Annotated in this window: 19 protein-coding genes and 1 tRNA gene; 5 read left to right on the top strand and 15 right to left on the bottom strand. The window is 61.6% G+C overall.

Annotated features, from left to right (window positions below):
• The first annotated feature begins 1 nt into the window (after window position 1).
• Complete coding sequence (locus KEC45_RS17455) at window positions 2-1,858, top strand: DUF2357 domain-containing protein (RefSeq protein WP_252171198.1); 1,857 nt, start codon at window positions 2-4, stop codon at window positions 1,856-1,858.
• Window positions 1,859-2,139: 281 nt separating this feature from the next.
• Window positions 2,140-2,733, top strand: a complete 594-nt coding sequence (locus KEC45_RS17450; RefSeq protein ID WP_252171197.1) for a DUF4406 domain-containing protein — start codon at window positions 2,140-2,142, stop codon at window positions 2,731-2,733.
• A 3-nt stretch (window positions 2,734-2,736) separates the two neighbouring features.
• Here the strand turns inward: KEC45_RS17450 and KEC45_RS17445 are convergent, their stop codons facing one another.
• Both KEC45_RS17445 and KEC45_RS17440 read right to left on the bottom strand, forming a co-directional pair.
• On the bottom strand, window positions 2,737-4,281 hold the full coding sequence (locus KEC45_RS17445; protein WP_252171196.1) for a hypothetical protein: 1,545 nt from the start codon (window positions 4,279-4,281) through the stop codon (window positions 2,737-2,739).
• Window positions 4,282-4,291: 10 nt separating this feature from the next.
• Window positions 4,292-4,699, bottom strand: coding sequence for a hypothetical protein (locus tag KEC45_RS17440; protein ID WP_252171195.1), 408 nt, complete (start codon window positions 4,697-4,699; stop codon window positions 4,292-4,294).
• A gap of 75 nt (window positions 4,700-4,774) precedes the next feature.
• On the opposite strand from KEC45_RS17440, the gene KEC45_RS17435 reads away from it, so the two are divergent.
• Window positions 4,775-6,133, top strand: a complete 1,359-nt coding sequence (locus KEC45_RS17435; protein WP_252171194.1) for a hypothetical protein — start codon at window positions 4,775-4,777, stop codon at window positions 6,131-6,133.
• Window positions 6,134-6,322: 189 nt separating this feature from the next.
• On the opposite strand, the gene KEC45_RS17430 is transcribed toward KEC45_RS17435, so the two are convergent.
• From KEC45_RS17430 to KEC45_RS17375, 12 genes are all read right to left on the bottom strand, one after another.
• Entirely contained in the window at window positions 6,323-6,835 is a 513-nt protein-coding gene (locus KEC45_RS17430) for an RNA polymerase sigma factor (RefSeq protein WP_252171193.1), read from the bottom strand.
• The gene (locus KEC45_RS17425) at window positions 6,832-7,323 is read right to left on the bottom strand and encodes a hypothetical protein (RefSeq protein ID WP_252171192.1); all 492 of its coding nucleotides are present in this window, start codon (window positions 7,321-7,323) and stop codon (window positions 6,832-6,834) included. Before KEC45_RS17425 ends, KEC45_RS17430 begins: the two co-directional genes overlap by 4 nt.
• A 219-nt stretch (window positions 7,324-7,542) precedes the next feature.
• Entirely contained in the window at window positions 7,543-8,463 is a 921-nt protein-coding gene (locus KEC45_RS17420; protein WP_252171191.1) for a nucleotidyltransferase and HEPN domain-containing protein, read from the bottom strand.
• A 40-nt stretch (window positions 8,464-8,503) separates the two neighbouring features.
• Window positions 8,504-11,308: a MobF family relaxase gene (gene mobF / locus KEC45_RS17415; protein ID WP_252171190.1), complete on the bottom strand. Its 2,805-nt coding sequence runs from the start codon at window positions 11,306-11,308 to the stop codon at window positions 8,504-8,506.
• Window positions 11,308-13,209, bottom strand: a complete 1,902-nt coding sequence (locus tag KEC45_RS17410) for a type IV secretion system DNA-binding domain-containing protein (protein ID WP_252171189.1) — start codon at window positions 13,207-13,209, stop codon at window positions 11,308-11,310. The genes mobF and KEC45_RS17410 overlap by 1 nt, the downstream gene beginning before the upstream one ends.
• Window positions 13,206-13,574 (bottom strand): hypothetical protein, encoded by a 369-nt coding sequence (locus KEC45_RS17405; protein WP_252171188.1) that lies wholly within the window; start codon window positions 13,572-13,574, stop codon window positions 13,206-13,208. Before KEC45_RS17405 ends, KEC45_RS17410 begins: the two co-directional genes overlap by 4 nt.
• A 207-nt stretch (window positions 13,575-13,781) precedes the next feature.
• Window positions 13,782-14,384, bottom strand: a complete 603-nt coding sequence (locus KEC45_RS17400) for a hypothetical protein (protein WP_252171187.1) — start codon at window positions 14,382-14,384, stop codon at window positions 13,782-13,784.
• Complete coding sequence (locus KEC45_RS17395; RefSeq protein ID WP_252171186.1) at window positions 14,374-14,547, bottom strand: helix-turn-helix domain-containing protein; 174 nt, start codon at window positions 14,545-14,547, stop codon at window positions 14,374-14,376. The genes KEC45_RS17400 and KEC45_RS17395 overlap by 11 nt, the downstream gene beginning before the upstream one ends.
• Before the next feature lie 178 nt (window positions 14,548-14,725).
• Window positions 14,726-15,577 (bottom strand): hypothetical protein, encoded by an 852-nt coding sequence (locus KEC45_RS17390; protein ID WP_252171185.1) that lies wholly within the window; start codon window positions 15,575-15,577, stop codon window positions 14,726-14,728.
• Between the two features lie 9 nt (window positions 15,578-15,586).
• The gene (locus KEC45_RS17385; protein WP_252171184.1) at window positions 15,587-16,795 is read right to left on the bottom strand and encodes an integrase arm-type DNA-binding domain-containing protein; all 1,209 of its coding nucleotides are present in this window, start codon (window positions 16,793-16,795) and stop codon (window positions 15,587-15,589) included.
• A 165-nt stretch (window positions 16,796-16,960) separates the two neighbouring features.
• Window positions 16,961-17,034: transfer RNA gene (locus tag KEC45_RS17380), tRNA-Gly, on the bottom strand.
• 49 nt (window positions 17,035-17,083) lie between these two features.
• Window positions 17,084-17,554: an Lrp/AsnC family transcriptional regulator gene (locus KEC45_RS17375; protein WP_062175982.1), complete on the bottom strand. Its 471-nt coding sequence runs from the start codon at window positions 17,552-17,554 to the stop codon at window positions 17,084-17,086.
• A gap of 97 nt (window positions 17,555-17,651) precedes the next feature.
• On the opposite strand from KEC45_RS17375, the gene putA reads away from it, so the two are divergent.
• A complete protein-coding gene (gene putA / locus KEC45_RS17370) occupies window positions 17,652-20,747 on the top strand; it encodes a bifunctional proline dehydrogenase/L-glutamate gamma-semialdehyde dehydrogenase PutA (RefSeq protein WP_152682251.1) in 3,096 nt (1,031 codons plus the stop codon).
• Between the two features lie 207 nt (window positions 20,748-20,954).
• Here putA and KEC45_RS17365 read toward each other — a convergent pair whose 3' ends face one another.
• Window positions 20,955-21,881 (bottom strand): hypothetical protein, encoded by a 927-nt coding sequence (locus KEC45_RS17365; protein WP_062183221.1) that lies wholly within the window; start codon window positions 21,879-21,881, stop codon window positions 20,955-20,957.
• Between the two features lie 158 nt (window positions 21,882-22,039).
• Here KEC45_RS17365 and gdhA point away from each other — a divergent pair, with 158 nt between their 5' ends.
• Window positions 22,040-23,395, top strand: a complete 1,356-nt coding sequence (gene gdhA / locus KEC45_RS17360) for an NADP-specific glutamate dehydrogenase (RefSeq protein ID WP_062175989.1) — start codon at window positions 22,040-22,042, stop codon at window positions 23,393-23,395.
• Window positions 23,396-23,443 lie beyond the last annotated feature (48 nt).

Below are 23,443 nucleotides of genomic sequence, written 5' to 3'. Positions count from 1 at the left end.
AATGCCAGTTGAAGAGTTCCTTGAGTTCAAAAGTCCCTGTGGCGGAACGGTGGCGGTCGCAAAAATAGTAGCGGAATCAAAAGGACGCCCATTTCTGCGAATAACGACCGCCCAAGCGGCAGAAAATGGCGAGGAGGCTCTGCAACTTTTGGAGGGCGTTCGATACCAGTACGAACTCAATAAGCCTGGCTACACCATCGAAGAAACCGCAATCGTCAGACGCTTTCTTGTCGGTGCCGAAGACCGCGACCGTGGCGAGCTCTCAACTGGGCTGCATACGGGGCTGCTACGCCTATATGTTGTGGAGTCGGGTCAACGTGTTGCCATGGCGTCTGTCGAGGTCAGATCGGCTAAACTCAATTACCGAGAAGAGTATCGCGCCATGCTTGAGCGGATTGCAGAAGCATCGCTCGATTTGTTGGCTTATCTCCCCGAGACATCCCAAGTTCGCCTTGAAATGGATGAAAATTCTTCCGCGGAGAGCATACAGCAGCAGTTTTTCTTCATCCGCGGGTTGTTAGAGGGGGAGGAGTTTTCTGAGGCCATTGCGCGAATTCTTCGAACGCCGCACAGCCGCCTAATCCCGGTCGCCGATACCCGTAACCTTTCAAAATCTTTCCGTGCCACGCAAAATCTCGGACGGGATCTCGCCGCCGCGGGGAGGCGGCTCCCCCTCCCGGCGACTCATCCGCTGGCCGGCCGACTGTCTGGCCATGGCAAGGTAACGCCAAGCTTACCGTCGAGGATCGCGGCTGTATCGCTGGAAGAAACGGTCGACACACCTGAAAACCGGTTTGTAAAGTTCGTGCTAACCGAATTCTTCGATACCCTCGATCTGATCGCGCGACGACTGGAGGCCGCCGGCGCTGCCAACGCGTCCTTTGCAAGCAGAGAGGTCGAGCCTCTACGCATGAAGATCGGCGAGCTACTGAACCACGATCTTTTTGAAGACGTCCGATCAGTCGAAAAAATCGCCTTCTCAAGCCCAGTTCTTCAAAGAAAGGCGGGATACCGGGAGATTTTGCGGAGCTGGCTTCGCTTCAGCAGCACCGCCCGTCTCGTCTGGAGCGGCGGCGACGATGTTTTCGGTGGGGGTAAACGGGACATTGCGACGCTTTATGAATATTGGTTGTTCTTCGTTCTATGGGATGTCGTGTCGGCACGCCTCGGTGATGCTGCCTCAGAACTCCTGAGTAAGGACATTCTGGAGCAATCCACCAACGGATTTGGGCTGAAACTCAAGACCGGTCGCTTCTTCCCTGCGAAAGGCTTCGAAATCCTTCACAACGGCGTTCGATTGAGCATCCAGTTCAGCTATAATCGCACATTCAAGGCGGCCAAAACCCGCACGGTCAGTATGCGAATACCATATTCGGGCAATCACCCTGAACCTGGGTCATGGACTAAGGCCATGCGTCCGGACTTTACACTTTCGATTTGGCCCGCCTCATTAGATAGCGATCGGGCGGAACTCGAAGAGGCGATAGCCCATGTGCACTTCGACGCAAAATATAGCGTTGATTTTGTAGAGGAATTATTCGGTCCCACCGAAATCGACCTAGGAGATGAAAAGAGGCTGCAAAGGGCCGGAAGCTACAAAAGGGCCGATCTACTGAAAATGCACGCCTACAAGGATGCCATCAGGCGCTCACAAGGCGCCTACATCCTTTATCCAGGATCAGCTTCTGAACCTTCCGGTGGAAATTCCGCTTGGCGTGAATATCATGAGGTTCTTCCGGGTCTGGGCGCGTTCGTCGTGAGGCCTCAACAAGAGGCTGAGGGCAAGGCAACTTTACAAGCCTTTTTGTCGGATATTCTGGATTACTTGGCAGATAAACATCGCCTTCCTCGCAATTGAGGTATCTCTGCCATCAACGCAATCGGCTTCCTCTTTCCTGCAGCGGGCCAAGGCTCGCATAATGTGACACCTAAGCGGCCGAACTACCACGTTGCGGCCGTTCTAACGATATAGATCGACTTTTCGGCTGAGCTTAGCTGCCTTGAAACGCGGCGAATGGCACCTCTAAGGCAGCTCGCCGCCCTCCCGCATTGCGAGGTCCGGCGTGGCATATTGTCTGTGGTCAAGCGCCCTGCGCGCTGGCAGAGAAGGAGTTCGAGGAATTCAGGGGCGAAAGCGGTATGAGCAACGACACAAACGGCCATGACGCGAAGCGGGATCACGCCTTGATCCTGTCGGCGTGGCTCTGCGTGCTCGGAGACGCCCGGATCAGCTATCTCAGCGGTCCGATCACCACTGGGCCGCGCTGGGCTGCCGCGCTCGAGCATGAAGGCGAAGATTATGACCGAGCGCGCGTGATCGCAGACAATTCGGCCGCCATCCTAGCGGCCGCGCGCAAGCTTCGAGCCGGATCCCCTCGACTTGTGGTTGAGCCCGCCAGTCTTAGCGTGCGCGAATGGTCACAGGATGATTATCTGACGCTCTGGACGACTCTGATAGAACGCCACGCGGCAGATATCTATTTCATGCCCGGCTGGGAATATAGCATTGGCTGCGCGCTCGAGTTTGAACGGGCGCTCATTCACAGCCTTCCGGCCTTCGACATCGAGGGCAACGCCCTAGCAACCGGCACTGGGTTCGCGATGCTCGCGGCCGCTATTGAGGATTTGGGAGTCCGGGGCGCGCGGACGCCAGCGCTGCTGCCACTGCGGAATCGGCTTCGCGCGGTCCTCGAACGGGTCGCCCCGGGGCACGTCCTCCCGCACTCCGCGTAAATGTCAGGAAGCGGCGACGGTTACGCAGCCGCAGCCGAAAAAATTGGCGAGCGCTGGACCAATCCCGTAGGCGAACGCGACGACGCCCTCCCATATCATCATGACATGCGCGGCCGCCTGACCGCTTGTGACATAGCTTATCCCGCCCCAGGCCAGAAGAAAGCCGAGCGCGAAGACGACGACATAGGCCGCGATGAGAAGCTGATGAGCACGCCGCGACGACAGACGAAGCCGGATTGCCTGGCTTAGCATCAATCCCCTGAGACCTTGAGCTGGGCGGTTCGGCTTGTTGAAGAGCACGTCAGACAAGAATAGCGCGAATATCGTGTAGAGGATCATGCCCGATATGGTGACGGTCGAGATAGGATGCGCGGCGCCCCAGCGCAGCAGCCATTCCGTCAGTTCGATATCGACCAGGTTCGGGGCTTTCGCGTCGCGTAGCCTCATGTTGAAAGCGGTAACTAGGCCGGTCAGAAGGGAGAGCGAGGCGAGCGCTCCGGCGAAGATCGCAATCAAAAGTTGCCCGGTGGCGGTCCGCGTGGCCGCAGTCTGATCGATGCGCACCTGCGTCGATGCCCGGATATGGGCGAAATCATATCCGTAGACCGAACTGTTGGGGACATATTTGAGCGGGTCGTCCGGATCCCGGACATGATCGAGAAGGCTTTTCTGAAAGGCGTCGGCGTAAGCGAGCATGCCCACCGCCTCGCGCATCTCGTTGAGCCGTGAATTTCCCATTCGCTTTTCGCTGAAGCGCGTCAGGTTCCAAACGGTTTCGCGGCGCCATCCAATTTCACACCGCCGCCTCGTCTCGCTGTCATCGGTCTCGAAGCGAACCAGCGGGGTGATCTGGTCCTCGGATGGATGATGGTGAACGTGCCGGTGGGTCATATCCTTGATGAAGAAATAGGCCTGCCGCGCGAAATGCTCATGCTGGTGATCGTCGAAGCCCTCCAGACGTTCGTCGAACCAGACGCGAACCTCGCCCGTGCGCATCAAGGCGTACCGCACGGCCCTGACACCGTCGCTGGCCGCTAGAATGCGTTCCCGGATGTCGGCGATCGCGGCCTCGCCGTCGCCTCGGCGCACGGCTTGGTCGATACGCGCCCGAATTGCCGCGAGCGCGGCCTTCTGCGCTTTGCGCTCGTCACCATCCTCCTCATATGGCACCGCGTAAATCGTTCCGATCAAGACCCCCTGTTCGTCGGGCGCGGTCTGGATCGTGGCATTTTCAACACCGTCGGTTGCGCAATCAACCGCTTGGGCGACCTCGATGGTTTCGGTCTCACCGAGCAACAACCAATGATGCTCGATATCCGGATAGCAGAATTTGACGATCGAGGGCGGAAGCAGAAAATCGTCGATCACGCGCTTCTGGAACGCGCATACCAAACGGGCAATCCGCCCGGGCTTTCGTACGCGGAGCGAGAAACGGCTGACGCCGCCGCCGGCGCGCGAGCCGATCAGACTGAAGGAGAGGTGGCTGCCGACATTGGGGACCCATCCGGCGAAGGACAGATCACTTGTCGCCCAAGCGGTGTCGACCATGATGGATGGATCAGTAAAGGTCGCGCGAGATGGTAGAGGTGGGGACGAGTTTCACCTTTCCCTTTTTCGTGGAAAGGCGAATGCCCTCGCGCACCGTGATCAGTGACCCGCTCTCCTGTTCCGGCACATCGCCTTTCCAGAGTCCCGAGAAAGTCACGCCCGAACGAAGAAACTCCTCCGTCTGATCGACGCCGCCCGCGAGCACATGCCGAAGCGCGTTGATGAGGCGTGCCGCGAGATAGCTCATCCCGATCACGAACAGGGTTAGCAAAAGGCCTGTCATCGTTCCCCTAATGTACTCATTGTTGTTGCCAATGGCAATAGCGCGGCTATTTTCCGCCCGCAATCGCGCGTTGGCACTTGCTCCAATATGGATCAGCTTGTTCAAATTGGCTTGAGAACCATAATCGCCACCCATTACGCCGCTACTAGGGCTGGCGCATTTCAGGCCAATGCGGCTACATATGACACGCACATCTCAAACCGGACGGATATGACACTTCACAAAGACAAGGCTCTCGACCGGCTCGCCGGGATCGGAAATGTCGCGCAGTTCATCGCTTGGCGCCCGGAGGAGGGAGAACTCCGACAAAGTTATTCGCGACTCATCGGCCGCGACGCAAACGCGGAGTTCGTCAGCATCGCGGAAGCGGCGGGCGCGCTTCTCTTGGCGAGCCAGGACGGCCGGGTGAATATCCGCAGCTACCTTCCAGATGATCCGCGCAGCCGCGAATTTGTTTACGGCCTGACGCGGGTCGAGGATGTGCTTCTTCATATGGAGCGGCTCGCCGCCGAAGGCCTTCATCTCATTCTCAACGAGACGATCGACGTCGGCGATGGCGGGGTTTCAGGGGTCGCGCACGACGCCATCATTGAGTTCGCGCCGGATGACACCCCGCGCGCGGTCGAAAAGCCCGACATCGCCTCACTGCCACGCGACATGGGCTTGGCCATCCTCGAACAGGTTTATGGTTTCGCGCCGGACATTCCCGGAGACGCGCGCGACCGAGTCGAATTCAGCATCCACCCTGGTCCGCGCGGCTGGCGCCAGACCAACGTGCTCCTATGGGAAATCGAAGCCGACGCGGGCGCCCGCACCGCACCGGTACCGCGCTGGCCCAACCGATTTAGCCGGCATATCGGCGACAAGGCGTTCGGACTGCTGGCGGCGAACTGGTTTGACGCGCCCGTGCCTTCGACCAGCGTCGTCGCGCGCCGTGTCGCGCCTTTCACTTTCGGGCGTCCGACCGGATCGGGCGAACGCTGGATCCGCACATGTCCGCGTGAACCCCAACCGGGGCTGTTCACCACCGCGCGCGGCTGGCGCGATCCGTTCGCCCTTCTCGCCGAGGAGGATCCTGACGCCAGCCAGATCGCCTCCGTTCTGGCGCAAGAGGGCGTGCCCCCCCTATGGTCTGGCGCGGCGCTTGTCGGCGCCGACGATATGGTGTTCATCGAAGGCAAGGCCGGCGCTGGCGACAGCCTGATGCTTGGCGAAAGCCTGCCGGAAGAACTACCCGAGGCGATCGTCGAGGATGTCGTTCGGTTGCATGCGAGGCTGAGCGCCGCGCTTGGTCCGGTGCGGATCGAATGGGTCCACGACGGCAACCAGCCGTGGGTCGTGCAGCTCCACGTGGGCGCGACGCAAACGAGCCTGCACGCGCTCGTTGAAGGCGATGCCGAGGAGTGGATCGACTTCGAGGTAGCTGCAGGACTGCCAGCGCTTCGGCTGCTTCTTGAGCAAGTACCGGACAACGCCGGCGTCAACGTCATAGGGGACGTTGGACTGACGAGCCATATCGCGGATGTGCTACGAAAATGGGGCAGACCAGCACGATTGAACCGCGATTAAATCGATCAGAGCGCGGATCGTAGGGGGAGACGTTCCCGTCCTCCCGCACGACGCGCGCTGGTCACGCCCGTTATGTGACGGTGCGGGTTGAGCCGCGAAGGCGTTGTCATACGGCGCGGATCGGGTGCTCTTTTCGGACAGATGGCAATGGTGTATCTCCCGGCATGGGGCGCGGCGCCGCCGTCACGGCTACCACCGTTGAAACGCTACCGCCTTCCGACATCGCGAGAGCGCGCGCATCATGTGGTATTCGACACCCTGTTCGCGAATGCCCATTTCTTCGGCGATCTCCCGGTAAGTCTGGCGCCGCAACCGGTGCATCAGAAATATGCGCCGCGTGCGACGCGGCATTGAAAGAATTGCGCGTCGTAAACCTCGCCGCAAATCCGATGCTTCTATGGCCAACGTCTGTTCTGGGCCGGCTGGCCCATCACGATGTTCATCGAACGGGAATAATCCCTTTCCCTTGCGTTTGCTCTGGCGTGCGCGCTCGATCACTAGATTGTGAGCAGCGCGGAAGAGATAGGCACGCGGATTCTCGACCCGCTCGAATGCGCCGGTCCGCAACATGCGCGTGAATGCTTCTTGCGTGAGGTCAGAGGCTTCCTCACGCCCCACGCGACGCCTGAAGAAGTGGAACAGCTGCCGATTCTCGCAGCGGTAGAATTCGTCGAACGAAGCGAACGGACCGGGGGCAGTCATGGTCGGCCCCCCCGACGTCCGACAGAGGGCAGAGGTGCATCCCGCGAAGCGCGGTAAAGGGTGATGCCGGCCTCGATCCGGTCGAGAATGAAAGTGTCGCGTTCCGCCCTGGCCGTACGAACGTCGGACTTACAATAGATTTCGACGTCGACGGCGCAGCGATTTACAAGTTCCCGTTCGACGGTTTCTCGCGCCCTCCGCCAGCAGCGTTCGTCAGTAAAAAGGGGGTGATTGACGACGACCCAAAATTCATAATCGGAAAATTCGATTGTCCGGCTGTCTTCGTACCAAGATCGCCTTGCATAGGGACCGATCAGGATGATCCGCTTGATCGATCCCGGCTCGGGCGCCTGGATTTGCGAGGGGTCGAACAGGCTGCGGAGAATGCGGGTGATGCGCTCGATTTCGCGCTGCTTGCGCCGGATGAGATGGCCGACGCGCGCCATCACGACCTCGCGCGCGTAAACGTCAGTTGTTGGGGGTGTCATTTGCAGCTCGCACCGCGGCGGTCCGCACGATTGGGCGCGGATGGGCAAGCGGTGTTCGCTGTGGTGCCGCCAGAGCGGCGATCAGCAACCGTCCGACACGCGGCCGGACCTACATGATGCCTGGCAGGATAATCCCCGGAATGGCCGCCAGTCGTTCCATTCCGTGAGACGGATTATGTCAGAATCCGGGAGTTCCGGCAAGTCGCCCGACCCCAGCGCCTATCGGCGCGCCGCAGCCTCAAGCTCGGCGATCTTGTCCGAACAGACCTGGTGGACGATGCGGCCCAGTTCTTCGACGCGTTCGCTGAGCCATGCGAGTTCCTGTTCGCTGATCCGGTAATGTTTTGAATACCTTGCCTTCGTGTACGCTTCTTTCAGCTTCTGGAACATCGCGCGTTCGCGATGCGTCGCCTCGGGCCATACTACGTAGAGGCGGCGGTCCAGCCCCTCAGCCAGCGAACGCAGGAACGCGATGTTATGGTTATAGGGCGTGTAGAGAGTCAGCGTCAGCAGGACGCAGGAATACAAGCGCTCGGTCGCCTGATGAAGTTCAAAGGCTGCGATCTTGCCACGCCCGCGCTCCATCGCATGTTTTGCCTGATCGTAAAAATCCATGGCGCTGGTCAGCCACTCGTTGAAATATTCCTTGGCGGCTTCCAACGCCTGTTCCGGTGTCTTTGGCTTCGGCGTAGCCAATTCTCGGTCATCGGCTTCGTAGAGCGCGATCCCGTCTTTCACGACCTCCATGAAGAAAACGCGGCCATGCGAGAGCCCGTCATTCACCTCGTGCAAGCTGTGGACGATGAAGTTGACCGGCGTGTGGAGCGTCTTCTCGATCGTGTAGGCGCGAATGAGACGTTCCTCGGCGGCCGCCCAATAGGCGGCGCGGTCCGTCATCTCCTTCTGACTGACGATGACGAGGATGTCATAATCGGATTTATACTGGTTCGCCGACAGCGGCGCTTCCACCCAGTCGCCCCGCGCATGACTGCCGAACAGGATGATCTTGAGGATGCGCGCACCTTTGCGCGGTCCCGTCGCATTCTCGGTCGCGCCCCGAAACTCCTCGAAGATCGTCTCGACGATCCGTTCGAGCTCGCGCTGCTTGGCGGCGGGAAGATGGGTGAGATCGTTACGCATGTAGCGGAATCTTCGAGAAGATCGGGCGCTTTGGCAAGAGCTAAAGCCCCATGCCGGGCAGCGAGGTCGCGACTTGCGAGACCGCCGCGCTGATCGCCTTGTCGGGCGCAGCGATGGCTGCTTGCGATATGCCGGCTTGCGCGACGGGTGCCCGCGATAGCGCGGTCTGGACGGCCCCCGCGCGCTCGTTGATCGCCGAGGTCAGTTTCGCACGATCATCGGTGACGATCGTCGCCGACTCCTTTGCGCGCGAGATGCCGACATAGAAGCTTTTCTGGTCGACCAGATTGGTCGCCTTGCTGTCGGCGTGGATTATGACATAATCGGCGGTGCGTCCCTGCGCGGCAAAAGCGGTATCGACATAAGCGTGGGCGATATGCCGGTCGCGCGCGGCATCGAGGTCGAGCGTCTGCACCTGTCCGCGCGCGCCAAGCACCGTCGCCGTCCGCGCCTGCTCGTCAATTGCGGTGACTTCGCCGCGCGCGCCATTGATCCGCCCGGCTTCGCGATCGTTACGGGTAAAGCGGATGCTGTCCCCAGTCCTGAGGTCCATATTCTGAGGCGCGAACACCTGCGCCTTGCCGGCACCCCATTGGCGAAGCCGCCAGTCGACCTCGCGCCCATCCTCGGACCTCAGCGCAATGGCGGCTTTCGCCGGATCGACGGCTTCGACACGATAGGCTTCGCCCCGCATGACGCCCTTGTCGGCATAATCGCGGGTGAAGCGAACGACATCGCCCCGATCGTAACTCATCGGATCGCGCGCCTCGGCGCGGGTGAGGCCCTTGTTGACGAGGCTTTCGACGGCGACGGCGGGACCGGAAAGCGCGCCCGCCCTGACCAGCGCCGCCCTAATGTCCGCCGTCAGCGTGTCGCGCCCCTCACGCGATGGCTCAATGACGAGCGTGCGAGCTCGGCCGGACTTGCCGAGCCCTGCGTAGCGGTCGGCGATCGCCGCGAAACGGTCGGCGCGATCTTCATGTTCCACAATCTGGCCGCCGCCGCGATCGAGCGCGGCGAGCGCCTTCTTCGCATCGCCCTCGATCGACGCCAACACGGCTTCCTTGGCCGCGTCGTTCGTTTGCCGGACGATCTCGCCGAGCGTGGCGGTTTCCATACCGGCGGTCTGGAGCTGCGCAAATGCCGCGCCGGCCTCGACCGATCCGAGCTGCTTCACATCACCCACCAGGATGACGCGGGCATTATGCTGCTCGGCAAGGCCGAACAGCCGTGCCGTATCGCGCGCGGACAACAGCGAAGCTTCATCGACAATCCATGCGACGGGCTGACCGTGCGCCGAATCTTCCGGCACGAGCAAATGGCGCGCCACCGTATCGCCGCGGGCGCCAAGCGCTTCGCCGAGTGTCATAGCCGCCGATGCGGTCGGCGCCAGCGCGACCACCGACACACCCCGCGCTTCGGCCTCGCGCGCGAAGGTGGCGAGTACCGTCGTGGTCTTCGCGGTCCCGGCATAGCCCTGTACTGCGGTGATGCGATTGCGGCTGGTAAGGAGCTGCTCGGTCGCGGCCTTCTGGTCATGGTTCCAGCCAAAGCCGGACCGCTCCGATTGCGCCGCCGCTGCCGCAACCGCCTTGGCGGCGGCAAGCGGCGAGGCGATCGGCGCTAGCGCACTGCGTCCGTGGGTCTCGATCCGAAGCAGCGTCTTCTCGGCCGCGATATTCTGGCGAGTTGTGAACCCGGCAAACGTCGCACCGCGCCGATCGACGAAGGTACGGTCGACCAACTCGCGCTCCTGCGCAGCCCGCCCTATCGCTTCGCCAATCTCGGCATAGCCGACCTTCCCAAGTCCAACCCGCCCTGCTTCTTCGTGGAGCGCCGCGACCGCAAACACCGACTGCCGCTCGCCAAGCTTGTCGGCGGCATGGGCGACGGCGCGATCGGCGATCGATGGATCGGGAAGATGAACGCCGCTCGCGGCCCTAGCCTCGGCCGCGCGCACCAACGCGAGCTGGGCCTCGGCATCGAATCCCGCCCGGTCGGAAGTCTCGCGCCAGTCGGCGACAAGCGCGCCATGGTCGGCTGCAACCTTCGCCTGCCGCGTGTCGAGCGCGGCGACGTGTTTTTCGGCGGCGCTGGCGTCCTCCCGCGTCGTTCCCCGTTCGCCGAGCGCTGCTTCGATCGCCGCGCTTCGCGTACTGAATGCCGCCATGACGTCGGCCGAGACCCCCTTGATCTCGAACATCGACTCCTTGCCCGGTGCAATCTCATAGCCGAGTTCGCGAACCTTCAAGGCCAGCTCCTGCCGGTAGATGGCGCCGATCTGCTTCTGGAGCTGATAGATGGCGCGCGGTTCGAGGCTGCGCCACGATCCATCCTCGCCCTGCGTCGCATTCATGATGACATTATGGGTATGAAGCTGCGGATCCTGAGCTCGGCTCGTCCCATGCTGGAAGCTGGCGACAACGAGATTGCCGGTGGCCTCGCGCGTTACGCTGCCGCCATGCCGAACACGGGTCGCGGCCATATGCGCCTCGACATGCGCGAGCGCGGTCTTCACCGCCTGCCCATGTGCTTCGATCAACCGCCGGTCGCCCGCGACCTCGGCCATGATCGACACCGACTTGGGCGCACTGAGTGTCACATCCCAGCCGGGCCGATGTTCGAGCTGGCCGTCCCGAACCGTGCCGAGTTGCTGGCCCGCGACCTTGCCGTCGAGCAATTCCCGAAATCGGTCGCGATCGACATCACCCGACAGCCCAAGCTCCTCGGCGCCCTTGCCGTGCCATTCGGACGGCGACAGCCCGCCCTCGGCATAATAGTCGTCGGCCTCATAATAGCTGCTCGCTTGCGACGAACTGGTCAGCGCAGATACCGACGCCACCATCAGATCGGCCCACCATCGTCAGTCGGCAGAGGCGCTGGTGGCTTCTTCCTTGCCTTCTGCTTTTCGACGACCGGCGCCTCGGCCGGTGGCGGCACCGCGCTGTCGGACTCTTCTTTAGGCGCCGCCTCCAACGACCGGTGCCAGAGCGTCGTCTCCGGATTCGCTGCGACGAAAGCTGGCTGGCGCGGCTGGCCCCGTTTCTCGATATGGTCGGCGGTGAGCCCGATGCGCGCGACGGGAAGCCCGTCGGGGAACAGCAGATAGCCCTCGTAGCGTGCGAGGCGGAGTTCGCTTTCGAACACGGCGGGACGGGTCTTGCGCTGGCGGCCGAGCGTCATTCGTGGCTTGTCGTCGCCATCGCCAAGCGCGCCGGTCATGGTCTGGATCTCGACCTCGCAGGTGCCGATCGTGTCGCTCGCCCAGCGGCGGGACTCGCCATCGCCCATCTGGAGGAAGAGCTTGGTGTTGCAGCAGCCGAGCATGGATTCGGCAAGGTCGTCGCCGTAACGATGCCGCATCTGCCCCACGCCCTGAAAGGTCAGAACGACCGCTGCCCCGAACTTGCGGCCCTCGGGCAGCAACCGCGTCAGATTATCGACGCGCGGCAGGTCGGCAAGTTCGTCGAGCAGGAACCAGACGCGGCGGTCGGATGACGGAGCCAGGGCCAACATGGCGCTCGCGGCGCATTCGAGCCAACAGGCGAGCAGCGGCTTCAATGCCGCAAATTGCTCTTCCTTCCGCGGCACGAAGATCCAGGGCTTGGCTCCCTTCGTTTCGTCGAGGCCGGCGATGAACTCCCGGAACGAAAAGACCTTCTCGCCTTCCTCTGGCATCCGAAGGAACTGGATCAGGTTCGCGGCCTTCGCGAGCATGAAGAGCACGCTGCCGGTGGCCCGGTCGGCGTCGTCGGAGAAGGTGCGCGCCGACGACGTGTCCTTGAGCCAGGCCTTGAGCTTGTCCTTGTCCATTTTCTGCAGCGCCTCAAGCAGATCGAGCAGCGTGCACTTATTCTCCTTCCATAGCTCCCGGATCATGTTGGCGACGAGGATGCGGCTGGTCTCCAGCCAGACGTCATCGTCCTGCTTCCCGGTCTCGGTAACGAGCTGCTGCGCGATGCGATCGGCGTCGGCGGGGTGGGCGATCTCGGCGAAAGGCGACCAATAGACGCAGCGGGCATCGAACGGGTTGAGGATGATGTCGCCGCACTCGGGCCGGTAATAATGGGCGATGAACTCGCCGCTGGTATCATAGACCAGCGCGGCTTCGCCGCGCGCGGCGATCCCGTCGAGCATCTGGCGCAGCACCGTGGTCTTGCCGCTGCCGGTCGTGCCCACCATCGCCATGTGGCGGGTTTCGAGGCGGCGGGGAAAGGGTACGGGACCGATCGCCAGCGGGTGCGAACCTGCTTCGGCCCGCGCCAGCTTCGCAAGCTTCTTCTCGCTCGTCACCTTGGTGCCGTCGATGACGCGATCCCGGAGCGCGCGTTCGCGCCTACGCGCGACAACATCGCGGAGCAGGAAAAGACCTGAAAGCCACGCGACAAACCCCAGCATGGCGCCGCGCATGACGAACGATTTGGCGATGCTCGCCCGGCGAACCCAATAAGGATCGGTCGCGACCGTACGGGCGGGAGTCAGATAGTCCGCGCCCTCGTAATGGATCACCATCCCGGGATCGCCGCCAGCGCTGCCGGAAAACCATGACAGCATCTTCGCGTGATAATGGGTGCCGGTATCCCGAAGGATGCTCGGGTCGAGCATCAGATAGGGGGCCGCCAAACCGCCGAGCGCGATCGCTGAGACCAAGATCGCGAGCTGTCGTTTGAACCGCCGCGTCTGGCTGTAGCGAAGATGACGCCGCAGCGTCTCGGCATGAAGTCGGAGATCGGGAGGCTCGCTCATGACCGTTCCCCCGCTGCCGCCCGTTGCCGATCATAGGCCCGCTGAGTCTCGGCGCTGATGACCTCGTCGCTCTTGCCGCCCCCCTTCGCGGCGCTGCGCGCATAGCAATAAGCGGCGCAGGCCGTGTGCAAGGTTCGGTCTAGCAGGCGTTCGACATCGGCCAATCGCGTACTGATCGACGCAACCTCGGCGACAAGTTCGCGATCGTCTGAGCTGCTGATCGCAGGATTGGCCTGCCCGTCGATCCCTGTCTTCACGCAGCGGCGGAGCATCGCGTAAACCGTCTTCCCCTGCCGATCGGCCAGCGCGCGAAGCGCCGTATCGAGCGCCGCGGGCAGGCGGATGGAATGTTGGATGGTCTTCATCGCGCCGCCTCCCTGAGGGTGCGGATCGCACCCTCGAATTTTGGCGGAATTACGTCGCTTCGGCGAAGCGACGGCGGAGCGCACCCTGATCGCACCCTCGAAAAGTGGCGGAAAAGCTGGATGCACCCGTGCGTGAGGTGTGTATCCAAATTACGGGTCCGATGCGTAGCATCGCGGCCCTGCGACCTTGCCGCAAAGACGTCCGTATCAGACATGATCCGGACCCTCCGTGACGGGGCGCATCACTTCTCCGCGAGCGACCCAATCAGCAATCATTGCCTTGGCTTCGCGGTCGGCCGTTGGGCGATCATATGGATTTACGGCCGGCACAAATTTGCGGCGACCATTGTCCGCAAGCCAAGCCAGGATGGCACGTTCGATAGCTGCTCTCATATGCTCGCGAAGGTCGTTCGCCTCGAAAGGATCGAGATCAATCGTGACGCCGTTGCTGAAGATTTCACCGCCCAAGGGAAGCGCGTGATTACCTGCCAGTTGAAGTGGACCGTCGATCTGACAGTGGCTTACATCGCCATCATAGACCGCCAACGGAGGCCGCTCGGCGTAGCGCCAGAAATTGATCGCAGCGCGGTAGGTGTCGCCGTCCTCTCCATCTGCGAGCAACTTCTCGATGATCGGACGCATGAAAGCCGCAGTCCGCACATCGGCGTCGAAATGTAAGGTGGACGTCTCGCGCGAGCGAAAGATGCGGGCGAGCGCATTGCGAATCACAGACATGGTCTGCCCTCCTAAAATCGATTGTGTTGGGGACAGTGCGGGCGAGGCATTTGCCGTCCCGGTATCAAGTTTCACGGCGCGCCTCGGTGAGCCGCGCGATCGACGCGGTCGTGATAAGCGTGCGCGTGCCGATCTTGAGCGCATCGACCTGACCGGTCTTGATGAGCTTGTAGATTGTGCTCCGGCCCACGCCGAGCGCCTTGGCCGTGCGGTTAATCGAGTATGCGAGTTCATCCATTGTCGCCTCCGTTGGAGTGCCGCGATGCGGCGGGCGACAGGATCATTTGCAGCTAAGCGCCGACAGTTCCAACAGCATGTGGATGCACCAGAAATCTGCCGTTCGTGGCTGTTCCCCGGTAATTACCTACCTCCGGAAACCACGCAAATGCGTGGTTCCCCGGTAATTCAGAGTAGGATTAAGACGAACGATTTTTCGCGATCGTCTCCAGAATTTGATTTGCGTAAGGCGCAAGCTGCGTCTGGCTTGGCACCTTCAGGCGTCTGTCGCGATACCAATCCTCAATCAACTCGATGATTTCCTTCTGATTGCCGCGCTTCTTTGAGATATCGAGCGCCCGCACCTTTGGGTGATCAATCAGCGCGATGATCGCATTTGTGTGATCATATTGCTTCGGTGCGCCCTTGCGACTCGGATCCGCCTTGGCTTCAGCGATCAGTTTGTCGACGTCCAGTTCCAGAAACAGTTCGCGCGCGAACCAGAGGCCCACCGGTCCGAAGAGCGCGTTGCGGATGGTGTCGCCCTTAGCAACATGGGCGGCGCGAAGCTTGCCGAAGAAATAGCGATGATCGACGTAGCGACGCCGGCCATTGCGCGCGAAGTAAAAGGCGCGCGGCGTCGATTCGAGTTGGAGGATGGCGAACAGGCGTTCGAGATTCCGCACGGCCGGGTCTTCCACGTCCGCGTATGTGGGCTCCTGAGGCGCGGCAGCTTTCATCCCGCCATACTGAAACACGCGCCACGACGCGGCGATGGCCAGCATTGAACCGAAGCATCCCAATCCGATCAGCGTGACGATTTCGGCCCCAGGCGTTTCACTCCAAGTGAGCGCGATCCCAGTCAGTAATGTAGCGACGGTTACAGAAGCGGCCGCCGTGAAAGAGGTAGATAACAGCCAATATCGCCTCTGGATGACGCGCCAAGCTTCCGCCGTGATACGGTCGAGCTCGGTAAGTCCGGCTTGGTCATCCGTGCTGATGAATCGAGCCGCGACGACGCGGAGCGGCAATACTTCCTTCCGGTCGTCCACCATCTTCTCCTAGCGAGGGAAGCCTACATTGCCTCCATCACGGAGCTGACACAAATAATCACTCCACCACTGGGCCATCTCGACGCGTTCCGCCCAATAGGCCGATTGGTTATATATGCGCCGGATGCTCCCCGCGACCATGTGAGCGAGGGCGCGTTCGATGGCATCGGGATTCCACTTGCCCGACTCGTTGAGCAACGAGGAGGCGGAGGTCCGGAATCCATGAGCCGTCATTTGCTCCTTGGAAAAGCCAAGACGGCGAAGCGCTGCGTTGATCGTGTTGTCGCTGATCGGTCGCGCCCGTGTTCGTACCGAGGGGAACACATATTTGCCGTTACCAGAAAGCCCGCGCATACCTTCCAGAATAGCGAGTGCTTGGCGCGACAATGGCACCGCATGCGGTTGGCGCATTTTCATCCTGGTTGCAGGCAGCGTCCAAACTGCCTTCGCGAAGTCGATTTCAGTCCATTCCATCTGGCGCAGTTCACCGGGCCTCTGAAAGACATGCGGGGTCAGCTTGAGCGCATGCATCACCGCTGGGTCACCCACATATCCCTCAATCGCACGGAGTAGGCCGCCAAACTCCATTGGATCAGTGATCGACGCGAAATGCTTCACGGTCGGCTGGATGAGCGCGCCAAGCAACATCTGTGCGGGATCGCGTTCGGCTCGCGCTGTAGCGGCGGCGTAGCGGAAGACGCGGCTCGCGAAACCCCGGACCTGCTTGGCCGTCTCTAAACGCCCGCGCCGTTCCTGCTTCTTCAACTCGTGGAGCAACTCCGCAGGCGTGATGTCTGCCACCGGCCGCCGCCCGAACTCTGCGCCTAGCAAACGCAAAAGCCAGCGATGCTTTTCAAGTGTTGTGGCTGCGACACCTTCCTTCTCGCGCTTCGCTATCAGCTCTTCAGCCACCGCTGAGAAGCTGTTGCCAGCGCTGATGCTCGCAGCGATTCGAGCCTGCCGCTTGGCAGTATTGGGATCTACGGCATGGGCGAGCTGCTTTTTCGCATCATCTCTCGCCGCTCGCGCTTCGGCGAGTGTAATTGCAGGATATGCGCCGAGCGCCAGTTTACGCTCCACCCCATGAAGGCGATATTTAACGCGCCAAAGCTTGCTGCCGATCGGATTGACCAAAAGATAAAGGCCGCCCGAATCCGAGACCTTATAGGGCTTATCTTTTGGCTTCGCTTTGCGGATCGCGGTGTCGGTGAGCGCCATTTGGGGGCCTCGCACATCAGGGGCTTTTGAAAGGCCCCCAGATATGCCCCCGAATCGTTCAGCTACGTGCGATCATGGACAATCACCGGAAGCCAGTGAATGCTCAAAAACTAGCGGATTTTCGGGGTTTTTTCAACCATCAGCGACTGCGCGTGGGCAGCAAGATGGAGCGGGTGAAGGGAATCGAACCCTCGTCGTAAGCTTGGGAAGCTTCTGCTCTACCATTGAGCTACACCCGCATGGCCTGCGCGATTGGCACAGCCGCGCGCGGCGGTCAATCTCTTGGCATTAGCGGGCCGATTCGCAGATTGTTTCCATCGCGACGAAGGTGGATGTGTTCGCGACATGCGGCAGGCTCGAAATCTTTTCGCCCAACACGATGCGATAGCGACGGATGTCCGGGGTGCGGACCTTGAGCAGATAGTCGAAGCTGCTTGCGATCATATGGCATTCCTCGACCTCAGGAATCTGCCGGACTGCGGTGTTGAATTGCTTGAGCGCTTCCTCTCGCGTATCCGAGAGCTTCACCTCGGCGAAAGCCACATGGTCGAGGCCGACCTTGGCGGGATCGACGATTGCACGAAAGCCGACGATCAGCCCGCTGTCGACGAGGCGTTTCACCCGTTGCTGGCACGGAGTCTTCGACAATCCGACCTGCAATGCCAGCTCGGTAAAGGTGATCCGTCCGTCGCGGCCGAGAATCGCGAGAATCTTGCGATCGAATTCATCCAATTCGACTGTCGATGAGGCATTTTTCATGCATACGAACTAGGATTGATCCAAAACTTGGTCAATTCATATATGAAACACGCCGAAACAAGTCGGATCGACTTGCAGCGATATGGTATCGGGCGCCATGACCCAAAGCCCTGATCGCGCCCCCATCCGCGCCCTCGCTCGCCGCAGTGAATCTGACATCGTCGCCGAACTGCGCAACGCTCTCGCCACCTCTTCGGCCAGCGTCGACGCCGTGACGCGTCGCGGGCTCGAACTGATCCGCAAGGCGAAGGCAGAGGGCGAGCGCGAGACGCTCGTCGCGCAGTTGATGAATCGCTACCGCCTGTCGACCGAGGAAGGCGTCGTGCTGATGTGCCTCGCCGAAGCGCTGCTGCGCGTGCCCGACAATGCGACCGCCAATGCGCTTATTCGCGACAAGATTGCCGGACGCCATTGGAAGGATGGCGAGGATGAGGACAGCCCGCTGATCGTCGCGCTGTCGTCGCGCGGGCTGTCGCTCGGCTCTGCAACGCTGATGCTTGACGCGATGGGCAGCAAGGCGAACCCACTCACCTTGATCAAATCGATGATCAGGCGCTCAGGTGAACCGGTGATTCGCCAAGCGGCACTCGCGGCGATGAAGATGCTGGGCCAGCAATTCGTGATGGGCGAGACGATCGACGCGGCGGTCAAACGCGCCGACAAGGAAAAATCCGAACTCGCGAGCTTCGACATGCTTGGTGAAGCCGCGCGGACCGCAGAAGATGCGCGGCGCTATTATGACAGCTATGCCAATGCCATCGCGCGCATCGGCAAGGCTGCGAAGCCGGGCGACCCGCACGCGAACCACGGCATTTCGATCAAGCTGTCGGCGCTCCACCCGCGCTATGAATATCTGCAGGCGGCCCGCGTGCAGGACGAACTGATCCCCAATGTCATCGAACTCGCCAAGGCGGCCCGCGCGGTAAACATACCGCTGATGATCGATGCCGAGGAAAGCGACCGGCTGGAACCGCATATGGACGTGTTCGCGGCGCTGATCGACGCTGGAATTGCCGACGACTGGACCGGTCTCGGCATCGTGATCCAGGCGTATCAGAAGCGCGCGCCGGCGGTGATCGACTGGCTTGCGAACCGCGCGCGGACGCGCGGGGTCAAGCTGTCGATGCGCCTCGTCAAGGGCGCTTATTGGGATACGGAGATCAAGCGCGCGCAGACGCTCGGCCTTGGCGATTTCCCTGTGTTTACGGCAAAGCTTCACACAGACCTCAACTATATGCGCTGCGCGCAGCTTCTGCGTGATTGCCAGGATTGCATCTATCCTGCCTTCGCGAGCCATAATGCGATGACACTCGCCTTCGTGTCCGAATTGTTCGCGGGCGCCGATTACGAGTTGCAGCGGCTGCACGGTATGGGCGAGGGTGCGCATGACGCGCTCGTAGCGCTCTTCCCGCCGCCGCGCCCCGTGCGCGTTTACGCGCCGGTCGGCACGCACCGTGACCTGCTCGCCTATCTCGTCCGCCGCCTGCTCGAAAATGGCGCGAACTCGAGCTTCGTCCATCAATTTTCCGATCCCGGCGTCACTGCTGAACAGCTTGCAGTCGATCCGCGCAGCGTCGCGAGCGCGGCGACCTCGAATATTGCGACGGGCCTTGGTCTCTTCGATCCCATTCGCCGCAATTCGCGAGGCTATGACCTCGGCGAACCCGGCGTGCCTGAAGCACTGGTTTCGGCGATCGGCGCGGCACGGCGGAGCGACCTCGTCGCGGCGCCGATTGTCGGGGGCGTTCCGCAAAAGGGCAAAGCCGAACCCGTACGCAACCCTGCAACGGGTGCCGTCGTCGGTCAGGTGATCGAAGCCGATGCGGCGGCGGTCGCCGATGCCGTCGCGGCGGCTAGCAAGGCGCAGGGCGATTGGAGCCTGGCCGGTGGCGCTTTCCGCGCCGAACGGCTCGAACGCGCGGCTGATTTGCTGGAAGAAAATGACGCGCTTTTCCTTGGCCTCGCGATCGACGAGGCGGGGAAGACGCTCGTCGACGCGGTTGCCGAAGTACGCGAAGCGGTCGATTTCCTTCGCTATTATGCCGCGCAGGCGCGTACCGATTTCACTTACCCCGTCGCGCTTCCCGGCCCGACGGGCGAGCGCAATGAGCTGATGCTTGAGGGCAAGGGCGTGTTCGTATGCATCAGTCCCTGGAACTTCCCGCTCGCCATCTTTTTGGGTCAGGTGTCCGCGGCGCTAGCTGCGGGCAATAGCGTGCTCGCGAAACCCGCCGAACAGACGCCGCTGATCGCGCACGCCGCGGTCGAACTCCTGCTCGAAGCTGGCATTCCCGGTGATGTGCTTCATTACCTCCCCGGCCGCGGCGAAACCGTCGGCGCGGCGCTGACGAGCAACAACGACATCATCGGTGTCGCCTTCACCGGCTCGACCGAGGTCGCGCGGATGATCAACCGCAGCCTCGCTGGGCGGGACGGTCCGATCGCGACGTTGATCGCTGAAACCGGCGGAGCGAACGCGATGATCGTCGATTCGACCGCGCTCCCCGAACAGGTCGCACGCGATGCCGTCGCCAGCGCCTTCCAGTCGGCGGGGCAGCGCTGTTCGGCGCTGCGCCTCCTTTGCGTGCAGGAAGATGTCGCCGACACAATGGTCGAAATGGTCGCGGGTGCGATGGCCGAACTCAATATTGGCGATCCTTCGATCCTCGCCACCGACGTGGGGCCGATTATCGACGACGAGGCGCAGGCGAATATCGCTGCCTATGTCGCCGAAGCACGGGCTGCGGGCCGCGTGATTGCCGAGGCGGGCCGCACGAACCTGCCCGACGACGGTCATTTCGTGCCACCGGTGGCGATCCGCCTCAACCATGTCACTGACCTGAAGCGCGAGATTTTCGGCCCCGTGCTCCACGTCGCTACATGGAAGGGTGGCGAACTCGACGCGCTCATCGACGCGATCAACGCGTCGGGTTACGGGCTAACGCTTGGCGTTCACACGCGCATTGACGGCGTCGCCGCGCATATTGCGGCGCGCGCGCAGGTCGGCAATGTTTACGTCAACCGGAACCAGATTGGGGCGATCGTCGGCTCGCAACCTTTTGGCGGGCGCGGTCTGTCGGGCACCGGCCCCAAGGCTGGCGGCCCGCACTATCTGCACCGTTTTGCCGAAGAAAAGTCGATTTCGACCGACATTACCGCGGCGGGCGGCAATGCCGCTCTGATGGCGAGCTGACCGTATAAGGCTGATGTGCGAGGCGTGACCGTCTCGTGCATCAGTCGGCAGGTGGAAACCACGAGGCCCGATACAGAGTGGACAACTGTCCCGGGCAAATACGTCCGAAAGCGTCTCGCGGCATTGGGCCGCGGCGACCTTATGTTTTTGCGCCCCCCGCAGCACGGGCAGTCTATGGCTTTCGAAACCGCCCGCCAATCCGGTTTTTTAAGCTCCCGGTACGCCGAGCATCTGTGCCTGCGCTTTCAAGCGTCCCGCCGCCGCAGGGTTCGCCGCAATCCCGTCCTTCAGCGCCTGTGCCGCCTTCGCCGTCTCGCCCAGTGTCATGCGGCTGCGCATCAGCATGATCCAGCGGTCGACGTCGGCCGGATTGGCTTTCAGCTTGGCTTCGAGCCCGCTCACCATTCCTTCGATCATCTGGTCCTGTTGGCCTTTGGGTAGCTGTGACGCGGCTTCCATGTCGGCGCGGCTGGGGCCCGGAATCGCTCGCGCCGCCACCGGCATTTCATTAGCGGTCAGCGGCCTAGCCTGGGTGCTTGCAAGCCGCGCCGCGACGTCGATCTTGTGGATTTGCCCGACCTGTTCGATCGTGCGGCGGAGGTCGGCCTCCCACGGTGCGCCCTGTGGCGTGTCGGCGAGCAGCGCGAACCAGTCGTCGATCGCGCCTTTGTGATCGCCGCCGATATCCTTCTTCACAGCAAGGAAATAGCGTGCGCGCGGGTCTTTTGCATCGAGCGCAATTGCCTTTTTGAAGGCTTCGAGCGCGGTGGCAGGCATCGGGTCGCTGTCGCTTCCCATCACGCGCGCTTCGCCCAACGCCGACCACAGGCCTGCCGATTCGGCTGACAAGGCAACGGCTTTTTCATAGGCGGCGGCGGCACCGGAGAAATCGCTCATATCGAATTTCGCCGCGCCAAGCGCTGTCCATGCCTCGGCGCTGTTCGGTTCGCGTTTCGTCCGCGCTTCCAATTCGGCGATCTGGTCGGATGGCGCGGCCCCGCTCTCGATCACGGGATCGGGGTTTGCGGCTCCATTATCGCGCCAAATTGCATAGCCGATGGCGGTCGCCAGCAATATGAATGCAGCGATCAGGATTGTCCGGTTTGCGCCTGTCATGCCCTTGCTGTCGCTCATTTTTGTCCCTTTTGTGCGCGCCGCGAAAAAATACGGAGTGTGCGCGCTGTCATATTGCCTTTGCTTGGCGATGGTGTAGCCTTTGGCATACAAGGTCGGTCAACGATAAAATCGTCAGGGGTCGCACCGGCTTTCCCAGTCATACAGGGGAGGGGTGCATGGCAGTTTCGGATCACGTCGATTTTTCGACGTTCATGGAAGGCGTGAAAAAACGTAACCCGGGGCAACCCGAGTTCGTCCAGGCGGTGCAGGAGGTGTCCGAGGACATCTTCGATTTCATTGCCGACAAGGAAGAATATCACGCACAGCAAATCCTGCGGCGTATTGCCGAACCCGACCGGGTCGTGTCTTTCCGCGTCTGCTGGGAAGATGATAATGGCAATATCCGCGTTCAGCGCGGTTGGCGCGTCCAGAACAACAATGCCATCGGCCCGTACAAGGGCGGGATTCGCTTTCATCCGAGCGTCACAGAAAGCGTGCTCAAATTTCTGGCATTCGAACAGACGTTCAAAAATGCTCTGACCGGGCTGCCGATGGGCGGCGGCAAGGGCGGATCGAACTTCAATCCGAAGGGCAAGAGCGTGCGCGAGATCATGCGCTTCTGCCAAAGCTTCATGACCGAGCTCTATCGCCACATCGGCGCCGACATCGACGTGCCTGCGGGCGACATCGGCGTGGGCGGCCGCGAAATCGGCTTCATGTTCGGCCAGTATAAGCGGATCACCAACGAATTCACCGGCGTGCTCACCGGCAAGGGGCTCGAATGGGGCGGCTCGCTGATCCGCACCGAGGCGACGGGCTATGGCGCAGTCTATTTCCTCGCGAACATGCTCGCGGCGAAAGGGCAGGATCTGGTCGGCAAGACCGCGGTGATCTCCGGTTCGGGCAATGTCGCGACGCACGCGGCGGAAAAGATCGTCCAGCTCGGCGGCAAGGTGCTGACTCTGTCCGATTCGGGCGGCTTCATTCACGATCCCGACGGCATCACGCAGGAAAAGATCGACTGGGTGAAAGCGCACAAGACGCATCGCCGCGGCCGGATCGAGGAATATTGCGACGAGTTCAAGGGCGCGAGCTTCACGGCGGGCAAGACCCCATGGGGCGTCAAATGCGATGTCGCGCTGCCGTGCGCGACGCAGAATGAGCTGCTCGGCGACGACGCCAAGGCGCTTGTCGCAAATGGCTGCATCGCGGTCAGCGAAGGCGCCAACATGCCGACCAACCTCGAAGGCGTGCATGTGTTCAAGGATGCGAAGATCATGTTTGCACCGGGCAAGGCCGCCAATGCGGGCGGTGTTGCGGTGTCGGGGCTCGAAATGAGCCAGAACAGCGGCCGCCGCGCCTGGAGCGAACCCGAGCTGCAACAGATGCTCAAGGACATCATGGACGGCATCCATAAAAGCTGCCTGACCTATGGTGACCGCGGCGGCGGCTATATCGACTATGTGAAGGGCGCAAATATTGCGGGCTTCAAGAAAGTCGCCGACGCCATGCTGGCTTTTGGGGTGGTGTAAATATCAGCATCAGGCGTAAAGGCGCCGGGCTGGGGAAAAGGGGTACTG

It is taken from the genome of Sphingopyxis sp. USTB-05, assembly GCF_023822045.1.
In the GTDB taxonomy this organism is placed as follows: Bacteria; Pseudomonadota; Alphaproteobacteria; order Sphingomonadales; family Sphingomonadaceae; genus Sphingopyxis.
This window is presented reverse-complemented; position numbering and strand designations above follow the sequence as displayed.